The sequence below is a fragment of the Neorhizobium puerariae genome (assembly GCF_042429745.1).
Classification (GTDB): domain Bacteria; phylum Pseudomonadota; class Alphaproteobacteria; order Rhizobiales; family Rhizobiaceae; genus Neorhizobium; species Neorhizobium puerariae.
Genome location: NZ_JBHMAA010000018.1, coordinates 150990 through 171216 on the forward strand (window position 1 = coordinate 150990; position 20227 = coordinate 171216).

Consider the following 20227-nt stretch of genomic DNA (forward strand, 5'->3'; position numbering starts at 1 on the left):
TGAATTCGTCCGGACGCCGCCTCAGCCGGCCTTTTGCCGAAAGCGCGGGTGGATGGCGTTCTTCTTCCAGCTCAGTTCCGCATCGATTTCGCGGATTTCCAGCGAAAGCGCGAAATGCGGCGTCGAAAAAAGCTCGGAAAGCTCTTCGGTCACCACCGCGAAAATGCGCTCCCCTGCCCGCTTCTTGTCCTCGGCGCTGCGGCCGGCGCCGATGCGCAGCGACATGTCGACGAAGGCATTTTCCGGCAGCCTGTCGGCGATGGCATAAGCTTCCGCCCTGAAAGCGCGCACGCGCAAGGCCCCGATCTCGAACAGCCCCGTTTCCACGAGCGCGTCGAGAACGCGCCCGCAAAGGGCGTCGAAATCCACCCTGCCGTCCAGGTTGGACGAATACTCCATGTTGAAATGCGGCATGCTTCCTCCCGCACGATCCAATTATGTTTAACATGTTAACGATATGGAGGAAGCTGTCAAGAGGGCATACGCCGCCATGTCGGAAGAATGCATGCTGCAGCGCAGTATGGCCGTCATTCAGCCGGTGAGCGCGGCAGGCGTCGGGACATGGACGAAATTGCGGTCGAAATAGAGGAGCGCCTGCCCGTCGCGACGGGCACGGATTTCCACCACCTCGCCGATCATGACGTTATGGCTGCCGACAAGCCGGGCCTCCCTCAGACCGCAGTCGAAGGAGACGATGGCATCGCTGAGCGCCTGGTTGCCCGAAGCGAGATCCACCCAATCGGCGGCAGCATAACGCGCGGCCATGTCGGACTGCTTTCCGGCAAAATAGCCGGCGAGATCCCTGTGATCGCCGGTCAGCACGTTGACGCAGAAGCGGCGGTTTTCGAGGAAAAGCCCGGTTTGCGCCGAATTGCTGTTCATGCAGACCAGCAGCGTCGGCGGCTCGTCGGTGACGGAGCACATGGCGGTGGCGGTGAACCCGCCGCGCCCGGCGGGTCCGTTGGTGGTGATGACGTTGACCGGCGCGCAGACCCGCGCCATGGCGTCGCGAAACTCGGCGCGGGAAACGACGGCTTGCGTCATGGCCGCCTCCCTATTCCGCAGCGTCGCGGAGACCTTCCGCGCGGTTGTCGAGCGGCTGAAGCCATGTGTCGCCGGTCCAGCCATGCTCGTCGTAATCGTTCATGCAGGTGTCGACGAGCGCTTCCATGTCGCGCAGGATCGTGCCCTTTTCAGCGCCCTTCAGCACCTGGAGACGAACGTCTTCCGGCGTGCCGGCATAGTTCAGCTCGTAGAGCGCGTGGCGGCCGCCGAATTCGGTTCCCGTCGCATCCCAGAGCAGCTTCATGATCTTGATGCGCTCCTTGTGGCCCATGTCGTTGGAGCCGCGGACATATTGCGCCAGATAACGGTCGATATCCGGATTGGCGAAATCCTTCGCCGACGACGGCAGGTAGATGAGGCCGGAGGCGATGGCGCGTCGAACGAGATCGATGATGCGCGGATAGGCGTCCGACATGAAGGCGCGATAGCAGAGCGCGGCCTCCAGATTCGGAAGCTTCGCCCCGCCCGCCCAGTCGATCGGATGGCGGGCCATCGTATCGGAGAAGGACCTGAACTTGTGGCGCAGCGCGATCACCTCGCCGAGCATGGCCTGGTTGCCGCGGAAGGCGTCGCCGCCGGTGGCGCGCAACGCCTTGGCGAGCAGGCCGGCCAGGAATTCCAGCTTCACCACGAAGCGGGCGCAGCCCTGGAAGCAATAACCGTGCATAAAGCCGGACATGACGGTGAAGGACAGGATGCGCTTGGCATCCTTGTAGATCAGCACGTCCTCCCACGGCACGAAGACATTGTCGAGCACAAGGATCGCGTCGTTCTCGTCGAAGCGCGACGACAGCGGATAGTCGAAGGGCTGGCCGAGACGGTTGGCGGCCTCCTCGTAGGAGGTGCGGCAGAACATCTTGATACCCGGCGCGTTCATCGGCGCGATGAAAGTGAGCGACAGCGACGGGTCCTCCGTCACGGTCGCCGATGCCTGTGCCAGCAGGTTGTAGTGCGTCAGGGCCGAGGAGGTGGCGACCACTTTCGCGCCGGAGACATAGACGCCGGCATCAGTCTCCTTCGTCACATGGACGAAGACGTCCTTGACGTGCTCGGCCGGCTTGTGGCGATCGATGGGCGGATTGACGATGGCGTGATTGAGGAAGAGTGCCGCTTCCTGCGTGCGCCTGTGCCAGTTGCGGGCGTTGTCGGCATAGTCGCCGTACCACTCGGCATTGACGGCGAGCGTGTTCATCAGCGCCGCCTTGTAATCCGCCGTGCGGCCCATCCAGCCATAGGACATGCGCGCCCACTCGGTGATGGCCGCCTGCTGGGCGACGAGATCGTCCACCGAGCGGGCGTGGCGGAAGAACTTGTGGGTATAACCGCCATTGCCGGTATCGGTCGGCGCGGTCAGGATATCCTTCTTCGCCGGGTCGTGCAGCGCATCGTAGAGCCGCGCCAGCGACCGTACGGAATTGCGCATCGAGGGATGCGCGGTGACATCCTTCACCCGCTCGCCGTTTATATAGACCTCGCGGCCGTCGCGCAGCGATTCGATATATTCGGCGCCCGTGAACGGGCGTGCCTTGTCGGAACGAAAGTCTTCGGCCTTCATGATCTGATCCTCCCTTGACGATGATCAAAAGCTAACCCTTGCCAGCGACGCCAACCATGGACAGAATGACAAAATCGATTGTACTTTTTCCGGCGGAATGGCGTTGATGGCAGTCCCCAGCTTCTTCATCTACGGCGAACCGGACAAACCGCTCGACATCGGCTTCATGCATGTGGAAACAATCATGGAGCGGCGCCAGATTCACAATGGACATGTGGATGCGCACAAACACGACCGGATGGCGCAGATCACCTTCTGGACCAGCGGCGGCGGCACCTATTTCATCGAGGACCGCAGATTGGATTTTATCGCGCCGGCGGTGAGCTTCATCCCGAGCGGCGTCGTGCATGGCTTCTCCGTTGCTCCGGATGCCTCGGATGCGCTGGTCGCCTCGATCGCCGACAGCGCCCTGCCGCCGATCCGCATGCTCTCGGCACTCGGTTTCGACGGGCCGGTCATGGTCCGAGGGCAGGCCGGAAATCCGGCCTGGAGCCGTTTACGCCACATCATGGAACGCCTCCACGAGGATTACCGGCAGGGTCTCTCGACGTCGCTTTCCGCCCTCGTCGCCGTCGTGACCAACGACATCGCCAACCTCGCCAGCACCGGCTCGGGCGCGGCCCGGGGCGGCAACGAACTGGCCCAGGCTTTCCGGCGTCTGGTCGACGGCCATTATCGCGAGAATTGGCCGGTCGAGCACTATGTGGCAGCGCTCGGCACCACGCCGCACCTGCTCGCCAAGGCTTGCCGGGAGGCATACGGCCTTTCCGTCAAGGCCTTCATCGACGAGCGCCGCCTGCTGGAAGCGAAACGGCTGCTGCTCTTCACCGTCCGCTCCGTCGAGGACGTCGCCTACGAGATCGGCTTCCGCGATCCGGCCTATTTCTCCCGGTTCTTCCGCGCCCGCATCGGCCAGCCGCCCGGCGAATGGCGTGCCGGGCAGGCGAACAGGCCGGCGTGACACTTCGTTCGCCACGATCGGGTGAAAACTGCAAAAAAGCATTGTATTCCATATGATCTTGCAGTTTTCTCCAAGATAAGACAATGAACGTGTTAATGGTTTCGGTCCAAGCCGTGGAGGAGAGATGCCGGACGGACTGCTGCGAGAGGATATGGTCAACAACGGGGCGGAAAGCACCGCCGGGCCGCGCGCCACGCGCCGGTCGCTGCCTATCGCCCTGTTGCGCGCCCGAGAGGCGGTGATGAGCCATTTCCGCCCGATGCTGGCGCAGCACGACGTCACCGAGCAGCAATGGCGGGTGATCCGCGTGCTGGACGAAGCCGGCATGCTGGATGCCTCGGAAGTGGCCGAACGCGCCTTCATCCTCGCCCCGAGCCTGACCCGCATGATCCGCTCGCTCGAGGAGCGCGGCTTCATTTCCAAGCACAAGGACAAGGGCGACGGGCGACGCGTGCTGCTGCAGATCACGCCGGCCGGTCAGGCGATGATTCGCGAAGTGCTTCCCGACAGCCGCAAGATCTATCAATGGCTCGAAGAGCGCTACGGCCGCGAGCGGATGGATAACCTCGTGGAAATGCTGGACGAGCTCGTCTCTCTGCGTAACGAGGCGGGCTCATCCCTGCTGGAAGAGTGAATCAGGCTGCAAGCGGAAAGACCGCGTTGACCTGCCCCGTGCCGGACGAGGTGAAATAGTTCGTCAGGATTTCCGCCCTGCCGCCGTAATGGTCGCCGCCGAGTGCGCCGAACAGCATGGCCGTGTCGTGCATGAAGCCCTCGCCGTGGCAAAGCTTCGAATAGAGCGGCAGCATCTTGACGAATTCGTCATTGCGGCCGGCACGCCAAAGGTCGAGAACCCGCAGGTCCACCTGCTTGTAGAATTCGTCCGAGATCGTGTGGATGCCCGCCGGCGCGGCGTTGTTGTCATGGATGCGGTGCGACAGCGATCCGCTGGCCAAGATCGCGACCTTGTGCCCGCTCGCCTCAATCACCTCGCGCACTGCCCGGCCGATGCGGAAGCTTTCCTCCATCTCGTGCCAGGGGCACCAAGCGGCGATGGACAGCACACGGAAACGCGCGTCGGCGTTGATATAGCGCATCGGCACCAGCGTGCCGTATTCCAGCTCCAGCGTATCGACATGATGCGACATCATCCGGATGCCTTCGGCGGAGACCCGCCGGGCGATCTCGTCGCCCAGTTCGGGCGCGCCGCGATAGTCGTATTCGAGATCCTGGATGAAATGCGGGAACTCGTTGCTGGTATAGATGCCCTTGTAATGCGCGCGGGCATTGATGTGATAGGCCGTGTTCACCAGCCAGTGCGTGTCGAAGACGACGATCGTGTCGACGCCCAGCGCATCACAGCGACGGCCGATCTCCTTCAGCCCGTCGATCGCTTCCTGACGGCAGCCGTGGTTCGGGCCGGGCATTTCGGAAATGAACATCGACGGGACATGCGTGATCTTGGCGGCAAGCGACAGTTCGCCCATGGTTTCCTCCTCCTATGGCGGGATGCAGGCGCTCTCCCGGACCGCCCGCATTACGACATTAAAGCAGAAACGCGCCGCGGGTCTTGATCCAGATCAACTGATAAACATGTTAATTATATTGTGATGTCAACAAAACCGCCCTGTCCCGGAGGGAGCGGAGGCGGTCATGGTGGAAGCCGGCGGGCTGAAGCGGGTGGGCGGCGCTCAGTGCTTCCGGGCACCGAGATAGGTCTCGATGATGTGCCGGTCGCCGGCAAGTTCCGCCGCCGGCCCTTCCATGGCGACAGTGCCGGATTCCAGCACATAACCGTAATCGGCGATCTGCAATGCGGCGCGGGCGTTTTGCTCAACGATCAGGATCGAGACGCCGGTGTCGCGCAACTGGCTCACCTTCTCCAGCACCTCCTTGACGATGAGCGGAGCGAGGCCAAGGCTCGGTTCGTCCAGCATCAGGAGCTTCGGGCGTGACATCAGTGCGCGGGCGATGGCGAGCATCTGCCGCTCACCGCCGGAAAGCGTGTTGGCCACCTGATGCCTGCGCTCCAGAAGGCGCGGGAACTGCCGGTAGGCTTCCTCCAGATCGCGTTCGCGGCTGTCGTCGCGCACCTTGCGGCGGCTGTAGCCGCCGAGCACCATGTTGTCGGCAACGCTCATCTGGCCGAACAGCTCGCGCTTCTCGGCGACGAGGCAGAGGCCGGCGACGAGCCGCTCCTCGACCGGGGTGGCGGAAATGTCCCGCCCGCCGAGGGTTACCGCGCCCTTCGAGGGTTGCAGGCCCATGATGGCGTTGAGCAGCGTCGTCTTGCCGGCGCCGTTCGGCCCGATGACGGTGACGATGGAGCCCGCCTTCACTTCAAGGCTCAGGCCCGGAATGACCTCAGCCTTGCCGTAGCCGGTGGAAAGGTTGTTGACTTCGAGCAGGGCGGTCATGCGTCCACTCCGAGATAGGCCTGCTGCACGCGGCTGTTTTCCTGGATTTCCTCCGGCAGGCCCTCGGCGATCTTCTGGCCGAAATCCACCACCACGAGGCGGTCGACGAGGTTCATGACGAATTCCATGTCGTGCTCTACGATCAGGATGGTCATTCCCTCCTCGCGGAGCTGGCGCAGCACCTCGTCCAGCTTCTGCTTCTCGTGATAACGCAGGCCGGCGGCCGGCTCGTCGAGCAGCAACACGACGGGATCGGCGGCGAGCGCCCGGGCGATTTCGAGGATACGCTGCTGGCCGAGCGCCAGGCTGCCGGCCGGCATATGCAGATATTCTCCGAGGCCGACACGCTCCAATTGCCGCCTGGCATTGGCGAAGATCGCCGCCTCCTCCTCACGGTCGAGACCGAGGATGGCGGAGAAGGCGCCGCGCCGGCCGCGCAGATGCGCTCCGACCGCGACATTCTCGAGCACGCTCATGTCGCCGCGCAGCATGACGTGCTGGAAGGTGCGGGCGACGCCCAGTTTCGCAAAGGCCGCCTGCGGGCGCCTGTCCATGCGCTCGCCCGAAAGTTCGATCACGCCTTCGTTCGGGGTCAGCACGCCGGTCAGCAGGTTGAAGAGCGTCGACTTGCCGGCGCCGTTCGGCCCGATGACACCGAGGATATGACCGGCGGTAAGGTTAAAGCCGACGCCGTTGACCGCCGTCAGGCCGCCGAAGCGCTTGACGAGACCCTCCACCTTCAGGATCGAGGTGCCGGCCGCGGGCTTCGGTCGAGCCGGCAGGGTGGCCGCGTCGTCCTTCACGATGCGCGGCGGCGCGGGCGGCAGCAGCCTTGCGAGATAGGGCGTCAGGCCGCCGCTCGCCTTTTGCAGGATGAGCACCATCAGCAGGCCGAAGACGACGCTCTCGGCGGCGCCCGACGTGCCGATCAGCCCCGGCACGATATCCTGGAGACCGTCGCGGATGAGGATAAAAAGGCCGGAGCCGAGAATGCCGCCCCAAAGGCTCGACGCGCCGCCGATCACCGCCATGAACAGGTATTCGATGCCGCTGTTGAGGCCGAAGGGCGTGGCGTTCACGAATTGCACCAGATGGGCGTAGAGCCAGCCGGAAATGCCGGCAAGCACAGCCGCATGCACGAAGATCAGCGTCTTGAGCCCGGCGGTGTCGACGCCGAAGGCCTCCAGCATGACCGTGCGGCCGCGCAGCGAGCGGACCGCCCGGCCGTTACGGCTGTCGAGCAGGTTGCGCACCGAGAGGAAGGCAAGCGCGACGAAGATCCAGATCAGCCAGGTATAGGCGGGGCCGGAAAGCGGCCGGCCGAAGACCGAAATGCCCGGAAGGCCGGGAATGCCGTCATGGCCGCCGAGCGCCGCGATATTGCCGACCAGGAAGAACAGGCTGAGGCTCCATGCGATGGTCGAAAGCGGCAGGTAATGGCCGGAAAGCTTCAGCGTCAGAAGCCCGATCAGCCAGCCGGAAATGGCCGTGGCGATGACGGCTGCGAAGATCGTGAGCCAGGGCGACAGGCCGAAATTGGCGGTGAGCCAAGCCGTGGTGTAGGCGCCGACGCCGACGAAGGCCGCCTGCCCGAAGGAAGTGAGCCCGCCGATGCCGGTGAGCAGCACCAGGCCGATGACGACGATGCTGGCAAGCCCGATGAAATTCATCAGCGTGATGTAATAGGCAGGCAGGACGAGCGGCGCGACGGCCGCCACGGCAACCGGGATCAGGGACAGGTAACGGGGGTTCATTCGTCGTCCTCCTCGGCATGCGCGGCACTGTAGTTGCGCCACAGCAGGACGGGAATGATGAGTGCGAAAACGATGACGTCCTTGAAGGCGCTCGCCCAGAAGGACGAATAGGACTCGATGAGGCCGATGAGCAGCGCGCTGCCCGCCGCGAGCGGATAGGAGGCAAGCCCGCCGACGATGGAGGCGATGAAGCCCTTGAGGCCGATCAGGAAGCCGGTGTCGAAATAGATCGTCGTCATCGGGGCGATGAGCAGGCCGGAGATCGCCCCGATCAGCCCCGCCAGGAAGAACGCGAGCGTTCCCGAGCTTTCCGTGCGGATGCCGACGAGGCGCGCGCCGGTGCGGTTGAAGGCGGTGGCGCGTAGCGCCTTGCCGATCAGCGTGCGGCCGAAGAACAGCGCCATGACCACGATGAGGGCAAGCGCCACCGCCACCACGAAGATCGCCTGCGCCTTGATCGGGAAACCGGCGAGCCGGATGACGCCGGAAAAGATCGGCGCGGTGCGCACGCCCTCCGCGCCGAAGGCGATGAGGCCGAAGCCGAGCAGGATGAAATGGATCGCCATGGCGACGATGAGCAGCACCAACACGGAGGCATGCGCCAGCGGCCGGAAAGCGACGCGATAGATCATCAGGCCAAGCGGCACGACGATGAGCAGCGTCAGGAACATGCGATACCAGGCGCTGGAGGCGAGCGGCACGGTGGCGAGCGCCAGCGCCGTGACCGCCGCCGGATAGGCGATGTAGAAAAATGCCGCGCGCAAGGCCCGGCGATCACGCTCGCGCAGCCAGGTATAAAGCTCCATCAGGGCGGCGAGCCCGCCACCGACGCAGAGCAGCCAGACGGTTCCCGGAACGACGCCCGTTTCGATGGCCGCAAGGCTGAGCGCGGTGAGCGACACGACCTCACCCTGCGGTATGAGCATGACCCGCGTCACGGAGAAGACCATGACCAGCGTCAGCGCCAGCAGGGCATAGATCGCTCCGTTGATCAGGGCGTCCTGCGCAAGCAGAACTGCGATATTGCTGTTCATCTGTTGGACCCGTTGGAAAAGAAAGCCACACCCGGCCGTTCCGGCAATTCGCCGTGCCGCCGGCGCCGGGCATTCCGCCGGGCCGCACATGCGGCCCGGCCTTCAGCAGAATGATTTCACTTCTGCGGGACGTAGTTCCACTTGCCGCCTTCGATCCTCGCGAGGACCTCGGCGCGTTCGTCCGTGCCGTTGTGGTTGGTCGGGCTCATGCTGAAGATGGCCTGTGTCCCGACCAGTTCCGGCGTCGTTTCGTAGGCGTCGCGCAGCGCCGTGCGGAACGCTTCCGTTCCGGGCTTACCCGCCGGCAGGGCGCGGGGGATGGCGTTTTCGAGGATCAGATAGGCGTCCCAGATCGTCGCGCCGAAGAGCGAGCGCGTGCCGGGGCCGTATTTGCCCTCATAGGCCTTGATATAATTGAGCGCGACGGGCTTGACCGGATCATTCTCGGCAAGCTGCTCGGCGACGAGGACGGGGGGAACGGCCAGCATGACGCCGTCCAGCCCGCTCTTGCCGACGCGCAGCACGTCGGGATTGGCCATGCCCTGGTTGATGTAGATCGCGCCGTCATAACCCTGGTTGCGCAATTCGAGCACCGGCGCGACGCCCGGCGTGCCGGAAGCGCCGATGACCACGGCATCCGGTGCGGCGGCGATCACGCTCAGCACCTGCGCCGTCACCGACGTATCCTTGGAATTATAGCGCTCGTCGGCGACCACCTTGACGCCTCTCGTCTCGGCGACCTTCTTGAAGGCGCCGATGAAGCTGTCGCCAAAGGCGTCGTTGAAGCCGATGAAGCCGACCGTCTTGTCGCCGTCCTTCTCCATCTGGCCATAGACGCGGGCAGCCATCGCCGGCTCTTCCGGCGCGGTCTTGAAGACCCACTTCTTGTTGCCCTCGACCGGGCGGGCGATGACGGCGGAGCCGGCGGCGGAAACCATCGCCGTCTTGCCCGGGCCGGCCACTTCCACGACGGCGAGCGAGGTGGGCGTGACGGACGGCCCGAAGATGATGTCGACCTTCTCTTCCTCGATCAGCTTCTTCGCCGCGCGCACCGCCGCCGACGGATCGCTGGCATCATCGAGCACGATGTAGCGAATCTCCTCGCCGCCGACCTTCCGCGGAAGGATGTCGATCGTATTCTTGACCGGAATACCGAGCGAGGCCGCCGGCCCCGTCAGCGACAGGATGGCGCCGACCTTGATCTCGGCCAGAGCCTGCGATGCCATGAAGACGGTGGATGCGAGAACACCGATGAACCCCACATGCGCGAGACGACGCATGAATCCCTCCCTAGTTGAAATCTCCCCAGACGGAACCTTCCTGGATTCCGCCCGCGCCTCCCAGACGCAAAAAGTATTTAACATGTTCATTTTATCAAATCAACGGCCCGATTGTGGTTTGCCAGTTTCGTGAAGACGAAACGGAAAAGGCCGGGAACCACTGGCTCCCGGCCTTCAACGCCCTGGATTCAAGAGGACTGGCAAGCCGCCTCAGGCGGCAGGCAGAAAGCGCTTCAGATCGAGACTTTCGTCGGATGCCTCGGCAAAGACAGGCGCGAGCGACGTGCCGACGAAGCGCCGGGCGGCCATATGATCGGCCGGGCGGTTGACGCTTTCGACGCCGAGCAGGCGCGTCCCGCGATAGCAGAAGACGGAAAACCGCCCGCTCTGCGGATCGCCGCGCAGCACCGTGCGGTCGTGGCCATGGATCAGGCCGGCGATCTGCAGCTTGATGCCGCCCTGGTCGCTCCAGAACCACGGCAAGGCTGCGTAAGCCTCGTCCGCACCGGCCAGGACGCGGGCGAGATGCCGGCCCTGGTCGATGGCATTCTGCACGCTTTCGATCCTGAGCGGCCTTTCCGACTGCGGATGCGGCGCGACCGCGCAATCGCCGATGGCCGAGATATCCGGATCGGATGTCCGTAACCGCCGATCCACGACAATGCCGCCATCCGTCGCAAGGCCCGATTCCGCCGCCAGCCCGTCATTGGCGATCACGCCGACGCCGACGAGAACCAGATCCGCTTCGAGCGCGTCGCCGGAGGAGGTGACCGCCTTGGCGACGCGGCCATCCGCGCCCGCCTCGAAACGGGCAACGCCCTCGCCGAACAGGAAACGCGTGCCGCGCGCCTCATGCATCGCCCGGACATGGTCCGCCGTCGCCCGCGACACTGCGCGGCCGAGAAGCACGGGAGCCGCCTCGACGACCGTGCAGGCAAACCCCAGATCGGCGGCGACAGCGGCGAATTCGAGCCCGATGAAGCCCGCCCCGACCACCACCGCCCGTTCCGCGCCACCAAGCCGCGCCTTCAGCGCCTCGGCATCGGCACGGCTGCGCAGATAATGGATGCCCGGCAGGTTTGAGCCGGACGCCGCCAGCTCCCGCCGCCGCGCGCCGGTCGCAAGCACGAGATGGTCGTAGGCAAGTTCCCGGCCCGAGGCCAGCCGGACGGTTTTCCCGGCCCGGTCGAGAACAAGCGCGGGATCGGCCCCGGCGAGATCGATCCGCTGCGCGGCAAGGAAATCCGGGCTGCGCAGGTCGAGCCCCGAAGCCGGGATCTTGCCGAGCAGGAAGGCCTTCGACAGCGGCGGACGCTGGTAGGGCAGGCCCGGCTCGTCGCCGATGAGCGTGATCGGCCCGGAATGCCCGACCTCCCGCAGCGAGACCGCCGCCTGCAAGCCCGCCTGCCCCGCGCCGACGATGACGATGCGATCCGGCATCATGGCTAGACCTGCCGCTCCGGAACGCGCACCGCGATGCGCTCGACCTGGCCGGCGAAGAGCTGGCAACTCAGCCGGCTGCAGGCATCGCGCGGGCTTGCCGTGCAATCGAGCATCTCGCTTTCGGTGTCGCCGATGGCGTCGAGGCCATCGGCCCCCTCCTCGACATGGACGTGGCAGGTGGCGCACATGGCCGAGCCGCCGCATTCGCCGACAATACCCTCGACACCGTTGAGGATGGCGGCCTGCATCACGGACGTGCCGGCTTCGGCCTCGATCAGCCGTTCGGAACCGTCGGGCTGACGGAAAACGATCGTCGTCATGATCGCGCCTCCCTCAGTTCGTCCAGGCGACCGGAACGGAGGTCGGGCCGCGGAACACCCAGCCGGCCCAGGTCACCGGCCCCTCGCCCTGCCGCAGCCCCTTCAGCCGGCGGAAGAGCGTTGGCAGCGCCACCTCGCCCACCTGCACGCGGGCAGCCCAGGTGCCGAGACAGAAATGCGGGCCGCCGCCGAAGGCCACATGCGGCTTCTTCTCGCGGTTGATGTCGAACTTTTCAGCATTTTCGAACACCGCCTCGTCGCGGTTGCCGGAAGCGAGCACGACGCCGATCCTGGCGCCTTCCTCCAGAACCGTGCCGCCCAACTCGACGCGCTTCGTCGTCTGGCGCGGATACATGCCGATCGGCGAGACCCAGCGCACGGTTTCCTCGAAGACGTTGCGCCACTGGGCCGGGTCGGCCTCCGCCTGTGCCCGCTGGTCGGGATTTTCGAGAAGGGCGGCCACGGCGGTGCCGATGGCGTCGCGTGGCTCGTTCAACCCGCCGCCGATGATGACCTTCACATTGGCGGCGATCTCCTCGCGGTTCAGCGGGTCGGCCGCATGCAGCATGGCGGAGATGATCGAATTGTCCGGATTCTTCTGCAGATAGGGGATCATCTCGTCCAGCGCCGCATCGACGCCGGCCGCCGCCTCGTCGCTACGCCGCCAGATTTCCGCGTCATTGCCGTAATTGCCGGTGCCGTCCATCATCGCCTGCGACCAGATGGCGAGGTTCTGCCACGGCACGTTGGTAAGGCCGAGAAGGGCTGCGAGCGCACGCGAGGCGCAGGGCGCGGCGAAGCTGTCGAACAGATCGGCGGTTTCGCCCTTCTCGATCATCCGGTCGATGAGATCATCGACGATGGACTGGAAGACCGGCATCCAGTGGCCGCGGATGACATTGGGGCGAAGCGCCGCCTCGCAGGCCACCCGCTCCCGCTTGTGGACCGCGCCGTCCTTGCGCAGCATGGTATGGCCCATCACCCGCTTCATCAGCGACTGCGCCTCGTTGGCGCTGAACGTCTCCGGATCGCGCTCCAGCTGGACGATATCCGCATGACGCGTCACGAGATAGCGGTTGGCGGCCGGCACGAAGCACACCGGCTCCTTCTCGCGCAGCTTTGCATAGGTCGGATAAGGATCGGCAAAAAGTTCGGCAAGATGCACGTTCTCGCCGACCGTCACGGATTGTACGGTCATCGGTTCCTCCCATAGGTCCCCACGGTCAGGTCACCGGGGGCAAATCGTCGGGCTCCTCCTCTGGAACCCAGCGGCGAGTTTCAGCCGGGCATATTCATTTGTAAAACAGATATTTCCGTATTATTTTTCGGAAAATCCAATTTATAGGCGCCGTCATGGACCAGCCCCGCTTCTCGCTTCGCCAGATCCGCTACTTCCTCGCCGTCGCGGAGGCCCGCACGATCAGCGAGGCGGCGGTGCGTCTCGCCATCTCCCAAGGGGCGCTGACGGAGGCGCTGGACGAGCTGGAAAGGCAGATGGCGGTGCGCCTTTTCGTCCGCCGCCGGGCGCATGGCGTGTCGCTCACCCGCAGCGGGCGGGAACTGATCGCCCATGCCCGGGCGCTGATGGCGGCGGCAGCGGAGTTCCAGGCGGCGGCGGAAAACCGGGGAAGCGCGCTTGCCGGCCGGGTTTCCATCGGCTGTTACATGACACTCGCCCCCTTCGTCATGCCGGCACTGATCGGCGCTTTCCGCACGCATCATCCTTCCGTGGAACTCGACGTGTTCTACGGCTCTGGAGAGGAGATCGGCCAGCGCCTGCACGAAGGCCATCTGGATTTCGGCCTCGTCTACGACTTCAACCTTTCGGCGGCAACCGCCTGCGACCCGCTCTACAGGGTGCGGCCGCGCATCGTTCTTCCCGCCGAGCATCCGCTGGCCGCCGCCCCGGAAATCGACCTTGCCGCCATGGCCGGCGAGCCGCTGGTGCAGTTCGACGTGGAGCCGGCGCTGAGTAATACGCGGCGCATCTTCGAAACCCTCGGCGTGCCCCTGAGGCAGGGGCTGAGCGCGCCGAGCATCGAGCTGGTGCGCTCGCTCGTCGGCCACGGTTTCGGCTATGCCGTGCTGCTACATCACCCGCCGGGCGATCTCAGCTATGAGGGGAAGCGGCTGGCCGTCCGGGAAATCGCCGGCCTCGATTTCGCCTACGATGTCGTGCTGGCCCGCTCCACCTACCTGCGCGCGACGCAGCGCAGCGAGGAACTGCGCCGCTTCTGCCTTTCCCGCTTTGCAGGTGGGCCGGAAAGCGCCACTCCGCTTCAGGCCGTCGACGTTTCGGGATGAAAGGTTTCGATCTGCGCATCTGCGACGGAAAAGAGCAGATGCGCCACCATGACTGCAGGCTGGAAAGGATGCCTGTCGAGCCCGGTCTGGTCTACGGTCCGCGCGTTGAGCCCCGCCCGATCTCGAACAGATTCAGGAAGGGGCATCCGTCGCGCATGTGACGAACTCGGCCTTTCCGCAGTTCGACGTCAATCCGAAAACCAGCGGTCCGGATTTCGGTCTCAGATCAGTTTGACATGACGACTGATTCATGCGTCATATAGGTTGCAAATCTTTACCGTCACCGGCGTGTGCAAGATTTGTGGATGCGCGCTGCGAACATCGGTCCGCGTTGCGCATGGGAGATGTCGACAGGCTGCGAAATAGGGAGGAGCAGCAATGAACCGAATGATCAAGAGGGTCGCGTTTGCGGCCAGCGTTGCCTTTTCCGTGGGCATGCTTGGCCCGGCGATGGCGGAGGATATCAAGATAGCGCATGTCTACAGCAAGACCGGCGCGCTCGAGGCTTACGCAAAGCAATCGCACAATGGCCTGATGATGGGCCTCGAATATGCGACGAAAGGCACGATGGAGGTCGGGGGCCGGAAAATCGTCGTTATCGAAAAGGATACCCAGCTCAAGCCGGATGTAGCCCGCACTGTCCTTGCCGAAGCGTATGGCGACGACGAGGCCGACATCGCTGTCGGGCCGGTTTCCTCCGGCGACGCGCTCGCGATGCTGCCGGTCGCCGAGGAACACGAAAAAGTGCTGATCGTCGAACCGGCGGTCGCCGATTCGGTGACGGGCGAGAACTGGAATCGCTTCATCTTCCGCACCGGCCGCAATTCCTCGCAGGACGCCATCGCCAACGCCGTGGCACTCGGCAGCAAGGGCGTTTCCATCGCGACCCTTGCCCAGGACTACGCCTTTGGGCGCGATGGCGTCGCAGCCTTCAAGGAAGCGCTGCAGAATACCGGCGCAAAGCTGGTCTTCGAGGAATACGCTCCGACCGATACCCAGGACTTCACGGCGAGCGCCCAGCGCATTTTCGATGCCTTGAAGAACCAGCCGGGGCGCAAGGTTCTCTTCGTCATCTGGGCCGGCAGCAACAACCCGATCGGCAAAATCAAGGCGATGGAACCCGAGCGTTTTGGCGTCGAGATCGCCACCGGGGGCAATATCCTGAGCGCCATGCAGGCCTACAAGGCCCTGCCGGGCATGGAAGGTGCGACCTATTATTACTACGAGATCCCGAAGAATCCGGCGAACGACTGGCTCGTCGCCGAACACCGGAAGCGCTTCAACTCGCCGCCCGATTTCTTCACCGCGGGAGGCATGTCCGCAGGCATGGCGATCGTCGAGGCGCTTCGCAAGACCGGCGGCTCCACCGACAGCGAAAAACTGATCGCCGCGATGGAGGGCATGGAGTTCGATACGCCGAAGGGCAAGATGATTTTCCGCCCCAAGGACCATCAGGCGCTCCAGTCGATGTACCACTTCAAGATCAAGGTCGACCCGAACGTCGAGTGGGGAATTCCCGAGCTCGTCCGCGAATTGAAGATCGAGGACATGAACGTCCCCATTCGCAACTGACCGTTCCGGGAAGTCCGCCGGCGGCTGCAAGCGCCGCGCCGGCGGACTTTTCTCCCGCGACCGGATCACGGAGGAACTTCCTTGACCAGCGAGCATCCGATCCTGGAAACGCGCGACCTGACGATCCGCTTCGGCGGACACGTCGCCGTCGATCGTGTGTCCTGCGCCTTCAACCGAGGGACGCTGACGGCGATCGTTGGCCCGAACGGCGCCGGCAAGACAACCTATTTCAATCTGATTTCCGGGCAGTTGCGCGCGACGGCCGGCAAGGTGATCCTCAACGGCGAGGACATAACCCGCGCCTCCGTGCCGAGCCGGACGGAAAAGGGCATCGGCCGGGCATTTCAGCTCACGAACCTCTTTCCCTCGCTGACGGTGCGTGAAAACGTCCGCCTCGTTTCCCAGGCGAAGGCGCACAAGGGGTTCGACTTCTTCTCCATCGCCGGGAACCACGTCGAGCTGATCGAGCGCACCGAACATATCCTGGCCGAGGTCAAGCTCATCGAGAAGGCGGACCTGACCGTTGCAGCCCTTGCGCACGGCGACCAGCGCAAGCTCGAGGTGGCGTTGATGATCGCTCTCGCCCCGCAGGTCCTGATGTTCGATGAGCCGACCGCGGGCATGAGTGTCGACGAGGTTCCCGTGATCCTTGATCTCATCCGAACCCTCAAGGCCGACGCCGACAGAACCATTCTGCTGGTCGAGCACAAGATGGACGTCATCCGGTCGCTGGCCGACCGCATCATCGTTCTGCACAATGGCGCGTTGGCGGCCGATGGGCTGCCGGCCGATGTCATCGCGTCGCCCGTCGTCCAGCAGGCATATCTTGGCAGGGACCCGGAAGAACCCGGGCCGGCGATCAGGGAGGCCGCCGATGCCTGAACCGATCCTGACGCTTGACGGCGTCCATACGCATATCGGGCCCTATCACATCCTGCACGGCGTCGATCTGGCCGTACCCGAGGGCGGCGTGACGATGCTGCTCGGCAGGAACGGCGCCGGGAAGACCACAACCCTGCGCACGATCATGGGGCTGTGGAAGGCAAGCACGGGAGCGGTGCGCTTTCGCGGCGAGGACATCACCGCGCGCGACACGCCTTCCATTTCACGAAAGGGCATCGCCTTCGTTCCGGAGGACATGGGCATTTTCACCGATCTCACGGTGGCGGAAAACATGACGCTGGCGGCGACAAGAGGCGCGCCCGACAAACGCCGTCTCGACTGGATCTGCGATCTTTTCCCGCCGATCCGCACTTTCTGGGATTCATCCGCCGGTACGCTGTCGGGAGGCCAGAAACAGATGCTTTCCGTGGCCCGGGCGATCATCGAACCGCGCGACCTGATCCTGATCGACGAGCCGACGAAGGGACTGGCGCCGGCGATCATCAAGTCGATGACGGGCGCCCTGAAACAGTTGAAGGAAACCGAGACCACCATCCTGCTCGTCGAGCAGAATTTCTCCATGGCCCGCGCGCTCGGGGACACCGTCGCCGTGATGGATGACGGACGCATCGCCCATGCGGGAGATATGGCAGCGCTGGCGGTCGACACCACGCTTCAGGAGAAGCTGATGGGACTGAGCCTGGAGGCCCACCAATGAGCGATACCGCCATTCGACCGAGGATGGAGCAGACCGGGGTGGCCGACCGGCTGAAGACCGCCCTGCCGATCCTTCTCGTCCCGGTTCTCGCCGCGCTGGGCTTTGCCGCGATCGGCGACATGACGACCTGGCTCACGCTCACGGTCGCAGGCCTTGCGATGGGCCTGATGATCTTTGTCATGGCATCCGGGCTGACCGTGGTTTTCGGCCTCATGGACGTCATCAATTTCGGCCATGGGGCCTTCGTTTCCGTCGGCGCATTCGTCGGGTTCACGGCGTTGGCCTGGATGGGCGGCTGGACGGCGTCTCCCAGCGTCCTTCTCAACCTTTCGGCGGTATTTCTGGCGATCTGCGCGGCGGCCCTCGTCACGGGGGCCATGGGCTACGTCTTCGAACGCGTCATCGTGATGCCCGTCTACGGCCATCATCTGAGGCAGATTCTCGTGACGATGGGCGGCCTCATCGTCACGCAGCAGCTCATTCACGTCATCTGGGGTCCGGACGCCATCCATCTGGCCCGGCCGAGTACGCTGCAGGGCTCCATTATCATCGCCGGCGCCGCCATCGAAAAGTACCGCATCATGGCGGTCGGCATCGGCTTCGCCCTCTTCCTGGCGATGCGATACGTGCTGCGCTCGACCAAGATCGGATTGCTGGTCCGCGCGGGCGTGGAAAACGGGGAGATGGTCGAGGCGCTCGGCTACCGCATCAAGCGTCTGTTCCTGCTGGTCTTCATCGCGGGTTCGGCGCTCGCCGGCCTTGGCGGGGTGATGTGGGGGCTCTACCAGGAGACGATCACCGCGCACATGGGATCGGAGATCCTGGTGCTGGTCTTCATCGTCGTGATCATCGGCGGCCTCGGCTCCATCGAGGGATGCTTCATCGGCGCGCTGATGGTCGGTCTCCTGTCGAACTACACCGCCTTCCTCGCCCCAAAGATCGCCCTTGTCTCGACGATCGCGCTGATGGTCGCGATTCTGATGTGGCGCCCGCAGGGCCTGTTTCCCGTGGTGAAGGCAAAGTGAGGCGGACAGGATGCTGAAGACCCTTCTTTCCGGTGACTATCCCCGCAGCCGCATTCTCAGCCTCATCGTGCTGGTGATCGGCATATCGCTTCTCTTCGCACCGTTTCTCTATCCCGGCACGAAATCCCTCGACACGGCGGCGAAGATCGCGATCTTCGTCGTGCTGGTGGCAAGCTACGACCTGCTTCTCGGCTATACGGGCATTGTCTCCTTCGCCCACACCATGTTCTTCGGCATCGGCGCATATGGAACGGCGCTCGCGCTGTCCTCCATGGGGCCAGGCTTCACGGCGATCATCCTTGGCACGCTCGCCGGGGCCGTGGTTGCCGCGGTTTTCGCGCTTGCCATCGGACTGTTCTCGCTGCGCGTGAAGGCGATCTTCTTTGCAATGGTGACGCTTGCCATCGCCGGCGCCTTCGCGGTCCTGATGTCGCAACTGTCCAGCATCACGGGCGGCGAGGATGGTCTGACCTATCGCATACCGCGGGAACTCACGCCGGCCTTTCGCCCGACCAGGGAAAAGATCCTCGGCGTGGCGGTCACCGGGCGGCTGTTTGCATATTACCTGATACTTTTCCTGTCGGCCTTCCTGTTCCTGGTGATGCTGCGGATCGTCAACTCGCCGTTCGGGCGTACGCTCCAGGCGGTGCGCGACAACGGCTTCCGCGCGGAAGCGATCGGCTACCGCGCGGTCTGGTACCGCACGGCGGCGACCGTCCTTTCGGCGGTCATGGCCGCACTGGCAGGCTCGCTGCTCGCCATCTGGCTGGGGTATACCGGCCCCGCAACCACGCTCTCCATGGAAATCATGGTCGACATTCTGCTGATGGTCGTGATCGGCGGCATGGGCACCATGTATGGCGCGGTGATCGGGGCGACGATTTTCATTCTCGCCCAGACCTATCTTCAGGATGCGATGAGCGTGGCCGCGAAGGCGACCGAGAGTTTGCCGCTGGTGCCCATACTTGTGGCGCCGGAGCGCTGGCTGCTCTGGCTCGGAGTGCTGTTCATCCTGTCGGTCTATTTCTTTCCCACGGGCATAGTCGGACGGCTCAGGGGCCGGAGCGGATGATGGAGAAGCGCGCCTGCCGCCTGGCCGTGCGGTCCGCCGGAAACATCCGCCCGGGACGCAAGCCTGTCGTTCTCCTGCACGGGTGGTCCTGCCACAGCGGATTTTTCGATCCGCAGTTTTCCGCTCTTGCCGGGGAAACGATCGTCATCGCACCCGACCTGCCGGGCCATGGCAGGACCGCAGACAAGAGTGAACTCACGATAGAGGGAGCTGCCGACGAGGTTGCGGCTCTGCTTTCGGAAAAAGATCTGCACGACACCGTGCTTGCCGGCTGGTCGATGGGCGCGCATGTCGCCTACAGCCTGGTCGAGCGGCATGGAACGGAACGACTGGCATGCCTCGTCATCGAGGACATGACCGCGAAAGTGCTGAACGACGACGGCTGGAAGCTCGGCACGAGCGACGGCACGGATTCCGCCCGAAACGCGCAGATACTGGGTACGATCGAATCTCATTGGCCTCAATTGAGCTATCGGATCGCGGACCGCATATTCGCAAGGGAAGCCGAGACCGATCCAGAGATGCTGGCCTTCGCCGTTACGCAAATCGGCGCAGCCGACCCGAAACTGCTGAGAGCCATGTGGGCCTCCCTGACAGCCCAGGATTTCCGGGCGCTGCTCCCCGGGATCGACATTCCGGCGCATCTGGTAACGGGCGCGCGCAGCAGGCTTTACCATCGGCGCGTGGCGTCATGGCAGGCAGAGCACATCAGGCACGCGACGATCCATACGTTCGAGGCATCGGGACATGCCCCGCATCTGGAGGAGCCGGGCAAGTTCAACCGTCTGCTGCTGGATCTTGCCACCGGCGTCCTCTGAAACGCGC

General features: G+C 64.2%; 20 protein-coding genes. 9 read left to right on the forward strand and 11 right to left on the reverse strand.

Translation table 11 applies throughout. The features are described from left to right. Window positions 1–21 precede the first annotated feature (21 nt). The 3 genes from ACFFP0_RS17370 to ACFFP0_RS17380 form a co-directional block, all read right to left on the reverse strand. The gene (locus ACFFP0_RS17370; protein ID WP_377263232.1) at window positions 22–414 is read right to left on the reverse strand and encodes a 5-carboxymethyl-2-hydroxymuconate Delta-isomerase; all 393 of its coding nucleotides are present in this window, start codon (window positions 412–414) and stop codon (window positions 22–24) included. 117 nt (window positions 415–531) lie between these two features. Further along, a complete protein-coding gene (locus tag ACFFP0_RS17375; RefSeq protein WP_377263234.1) occupies window positions 532–1044 on the reverse strand; it encodes a flavin reductase in 513 nt (170 codons plus the stop codon). A gap of 10 nt (window positions 1045–1054) precedes the next feature. Then, window positions 1055–2620 (reverse strand): 4-hydroxyphenylacetate 3-hydroxylase N-terminal domain-containing protein, encoded by a 1566-nt coding sequence (locus ACFFP0_RS17380; protein ID WP_377263236.1) that lies wholly within the window; start codon window positions 2618–2620, stop codon window positions 1055–1057. Window positions 2621–2726: 106 nt separating this feature from the next. Here ACFFP0_RS17380 and ACFFP0_RS17385 point away from each other — a divergent pair, with 106 nt between their 5' ends. Together ACFFP0_RS17385 and hpaR are read left to right on the forward strand one after the other, a co-directional pair. After that, complete coding sequence (locus tag ACFFP0_RS17385) at window positions 2727–3581, forward strand: helix-turn-helix domain-containing protein (RefSeq protein WP_377263238.1); 855 nt, start codon at window positions 2727–2729, stop codon at window positions 3579–3581. Window positions 3582–3732: 151 nt separating this feature from the next. Beyond that, window positions 3733–4215, forward strand: a complete 483-nt coding sequence (hpaR, locus tag ACFFP0_RS17390) for a homoprotocatechuate degradation operon regulator HpaR (protein ID WP_377263326.1) — start codon at window positions 3733–3735, stop codon at window positions 4213–4215. 1 nt (window position 4216) lies between these two features. On the opposite strand, the gene hpaD is transcribed toward hpaR, so the two are convergent. The 8 genes from hpaD to ACFFP0_RS17430 form a co-directional block, all read right to left on the reverse strand. Next, window positions 4217–5068 (reverse strand): 3,4-dihydroxyphenylacetate 2,3-dioxygenase, encoded by an 852-nt coding sequence (hpaD, locus tag ACFFP0_RS17395; protein WP_377263239.1) that lies wholly within the window; start codon window positions 5066–5068, stop codon window positions 4217–4219. A 204-nt stretch (window positions 5069–5272) separates the two neighbouring features. After that, on the reverse strand, window positions 5273–5998 hold the full coding sequence (locus ACFFP0_RS17400) for an ABC transporter ATP-binding protein (RefSeq protein WP_377263240.1): 726 nt from the start codon (window positions 5996–5998) through the stop codon (window positions 5273–5275). Continuing rightward, entirely contained in the window at window positions 5995–7752 is a 1758-nt protein-coding gene (locus ACFFP0_RS17405) for a branched-chain amino acid ABC transporter ATP-binding protein/permease (protein ID WP_377263241.1), read from the reverse strand. Before ACFFP0_RS17405 ends, ACFFP0_RS17400 begins: the two co-directional genes overlap by 4 nt. Beyond that, entirely contained in the window at window positions 7749–8786 is a 1038-nt protein-coding gene (locus ACFFP0_RS17410; RefSeq protein WP_377263242.1) for a branched-chain amino acid ABC transporter permease, read from the reverse strand. The genes ACFFP0_RS17405 and ACFFP0_RS17410 overlap by 4 nt, the downstream gene beginning before the upstream one ends. Before the next feature lie 116 nt (window positions 8787–8902). Then, window positions 8903–10066, reverse strand: a complete 1164-nt coding sequence (locus ACFFP0_RS17415) for an ABC transporter substrate-binding protein (protein ID WP_377263243.1) — start codon at window positions 10064–10066, stop codon at window positions 8903–8905. Window positions 10067–10276: 210 nt separating this feature from the next. Continuing rightward, window positions 10277–11509 (reverse strand): NAD(P)/FAD-dependent oxidoreductase, encoded by a 1233-nt coding sequence (locus ACFFP0_RS17420; protein ID WP_377263244.1) that lies wholly within the window; start codon window positions 11507–11509, stop codon window positions 10277–10279. A gap of 2 nt (window positions 11510–11511) precedes the next feature. Then, entirely contained in the window at window positions 11512–11829 is a 318-nt protein-coding gene (locus ACFFP0_RS17425) for a 2Fe-2S iron-sulfur cluster-binding protein (RefSeq protein WP_377263245.1), read from the reverse strand. 13 nt (window positions 11830–11842) lie between these two features. Further along, window positions 11843–13027, reverse strand: a complete 1185-nt coding sequence (locus ACFFP0_RS17430; RefSeq protein ID WP_377263247.1) for a cytochrome P450 — start codon at window positions 13025–13027, stop codon at window positions 11843–11845. 155 nt (window positions 13028–13182) lie between these two features. Here ACFFP0_RS17430 and ACFFP0_RS17435 point away from each other — a divergent pair, with 155 nt between their 5' ends. From ACFFP0_RS17435 to ACFFP0_RS17465, 7 genes are all read left to right on the forward strand, one after another. Next, a complete protein-coding gene (locus ACFFP0_RS17435; RefSeq protein ID WP_377263249.1) occupies window positions 13183–14133 on the forward strand; it encodes a LysR family transcriptional regulator in 951 nt (316 codons plus the stop codon). Window positions 14134–14520: 387 nt separating this feature from the next. Continuing rightward, complete coding sequence (locus ACFFP0_RS17440) at window positions 14521–15705, forward strand: substrate-binding domain-containing protein (protein ID WP_377263327.1); 1185 nt, start codon at window positions 14521–14523, stop codon at window positions 15703–15705. 81 nt (window positions 15706–15786) lie between these two features. Next, window positions 15787–16587 (forward strand): ABC transporter ATP-binding protein, encoded by an 801-nt coding sequence (locus ACFFP0_RS17445; protein WP_377263251.1) that lies wholly within the window; start codon window positions 15787–15789, stop codon window positions 16585–16587. Further along, window positions 16580–17305 carry an ABC transporter ATP-binding protein gene (locus ACFFP0_RS17450; protein ID WP_377263253.1) on the forward strand — a complete coding sequence of 242 codons (726 nt, stop codon included), beginning with the start codon at window positions 16580–16582 and terminating at the stop codon, window positions 17303–17305. Before ACFFP0_RS17445 ends, ACFFP0_RS17450 begins: the two co-directional genes overlap by 8 nt. Further along, window positions 17302–18330 (forward strand): branched-chain amino acid ABC transporter permease, encoded by a 1029-nt coding sequence (locus tag ACFFP0_RS17455; RefSeq protein ID WP_377263255.1) that lies wholly within the window; start codon window positions 17302–17304, stop codon window positions 18328–18330. Before ACFFP0_RS17450 ends, ACFFP0_RS17455 begins: the two co-directional genes overlap by 4 nt. Before the next feature lie 10 nt (window positions 18331–18340). Next, window positions 18341–19402 (forward strand): branched-chain amino acid ABC transporter permease, encoded by a 1062-nt coding sequence (locus tag ACFFP0_RS17460; protein ID WP_377263258.1) that lies wholly within the window; start codon window positions 18341–18343, stop codon window positions 19400–19402. Further along, window positions 19399–20220 carry an alpha/beta fold hydrolase gene (locus ACFFP0_RS17465; protein WP_377263260.1) on the forward strand — a complete coding sequence of 274 codons (822 nt, stop codon included), beginning with the start codon at window positions 19399–19401 and terminating at the stop codon, window positions 20218–20220. Before ACFFP0_RS17460 ends, ACFFP0_RS17465 begins: the two co-directional genes overlap by 4 nt. The last annotated feature ends 7 nt before the right edge of the window (window positions 20221–20227 follow it).

Excerpts from the sequence above, each read along its gene's own strand:
- ACFFP0_RS17460 (WP_377263258.1), top strand. The coding sequence starts at position 18,341 with ATGCTGAAGACCCTTCTTTCCGGTGACTATCCCCGCAGCCGCATTCTC.
- ACFFP0_RS17415 (WP_377263243.1), bottom strand. The coding sequence starts at position 10,066 with ATGCGTCGTCTCGCGCATGTGGGGTTCATCGGTGTTCTCGCATCCACC.
- ACFFP0_RS17450 (WP_377263253.1), top strand. The coding sequence starts at position 16,580 with ATGCCTGAACCGATCCTGACGCTTGACGGCGTCCATACGCATATCGGG.
- hpaD (WP_377263239.1), bottom strand. The coding sequence starts at position 5,068 with ATGGGCGAACTGTCGCTTGCCGCCAAGATCACGCATGTCCCGTCGATG.
- ACFFP0_RS17425 (WP_377263245.1), bottom strand. The coding sequence starts at position 11,829 with ATGACGACGATCGTTTTCCGTCAGCCCGACGGTTCCGAACGGCTGATC.
- ACFFP0_RS17455 (WP_377263255.1), top strand. The coding sequence starts at position 17,302 with ATGAGCGATACCGCCATTCGACCGAGGATGGAGCAGACCGGGGTGGCC.
- ACFFP0_RS17420 (WP_377263244.1), bottom strand. The coding sequence starts at position 11,509 with ATGATGCCGGATCGCATCGTCATCGTCGGCGCGGGGCAGGCGGGCTTG.
- ACFFP0_RS17405 (WP_377263241.1), bottom strand. The coding sequence starts at position 7,752 with ATGAACCCCCGTTACCTGTCCCTGATCCCGGTTGCCGTGGCGGCCGTC.
- ACFFP0_RS17435 (WP_377263249.1), top strand. The coding sequence starts at position 13,183 with ATGGACCAGCCCCGCTTCTCGCTTCGCCAGATCCGCTACTTCCTCGCC.
- ACFFP0_RS17400 (WP_377263240.1), bottom strand. The coding sequence starts at position 5,998 with ATGACCGCCCTGCTCGAAGTCAACAACCTTTCCACCGGCTACGGCAAG.
- hpaR (WP_377263326.1), top strand. The coding sequence starts at position 3,733 with ATGGTCAACAACGGGGCGGAAAGCACCGCCGGGCCGCGCGCCACGCGC.
- ACFFP0_RS17375 (WP_377263234.1), bottom strand. The coding sequence starts at position 1,044 with ATGACGCAAGCCGTCGTTTCCCGCGCCGAGTTTCGCGACGCCATGGCG.
- ACFFP0_RS17385 (WP_377263238.1), top strand. The coding sequence starts at position 2,727 with ATGGCAGTCCCCAGCTTCTTCATCTACGGCGAACCGGACAAACCGCTC.
- ACFFP0_RS17370 (WP_377263232.1), bottom strand. The coding sequence starts at position 414 with ATGCCGCATTTCAACATGGAGTATTCGTCCAACCTGGACGGCAGGGTG.
- ACFFP0_RS17410 (WP_377263242.1), bottom strand. The coding sequence starts at position 8,786 with ATGAACAGCAATATCGCAGTTCTGCTTGCGCAGGACGCCCTGATCAAC.
- ACFFP0_RS17440 (WP_377263327.1), top strand. The coding sequence starts at position 14,521 with ATGATCAAGAGGGTCGCGTTTGCGGCCAGCGTTGCCTTTTCCGTGGGC.
- ACFFP0_RS17430 (WP_377263247.1), bottom strand. The coding sequence starts at position 13,027 with ATGACCGTACAATCCGTGACGGTCGGCGAGAACGTGCATCTTGCCGAA.
- ACFFP0_RS17380 (WP_377263236.1), bottom strand. The coding sequence starts at position 2,620 with ATGAAGGCCGAAGACTTTCGTTCCGACAAGGCACGCCCGTTCACGGGC.
- ACFFP0_RS17465 (WP_377263260.1), top strand. The coding sequence starts at position 19,399 with ATGATGGAGAAGCGCGCCTGCCGCCTGGCCGTGCGGTCCGCCGGAAAC.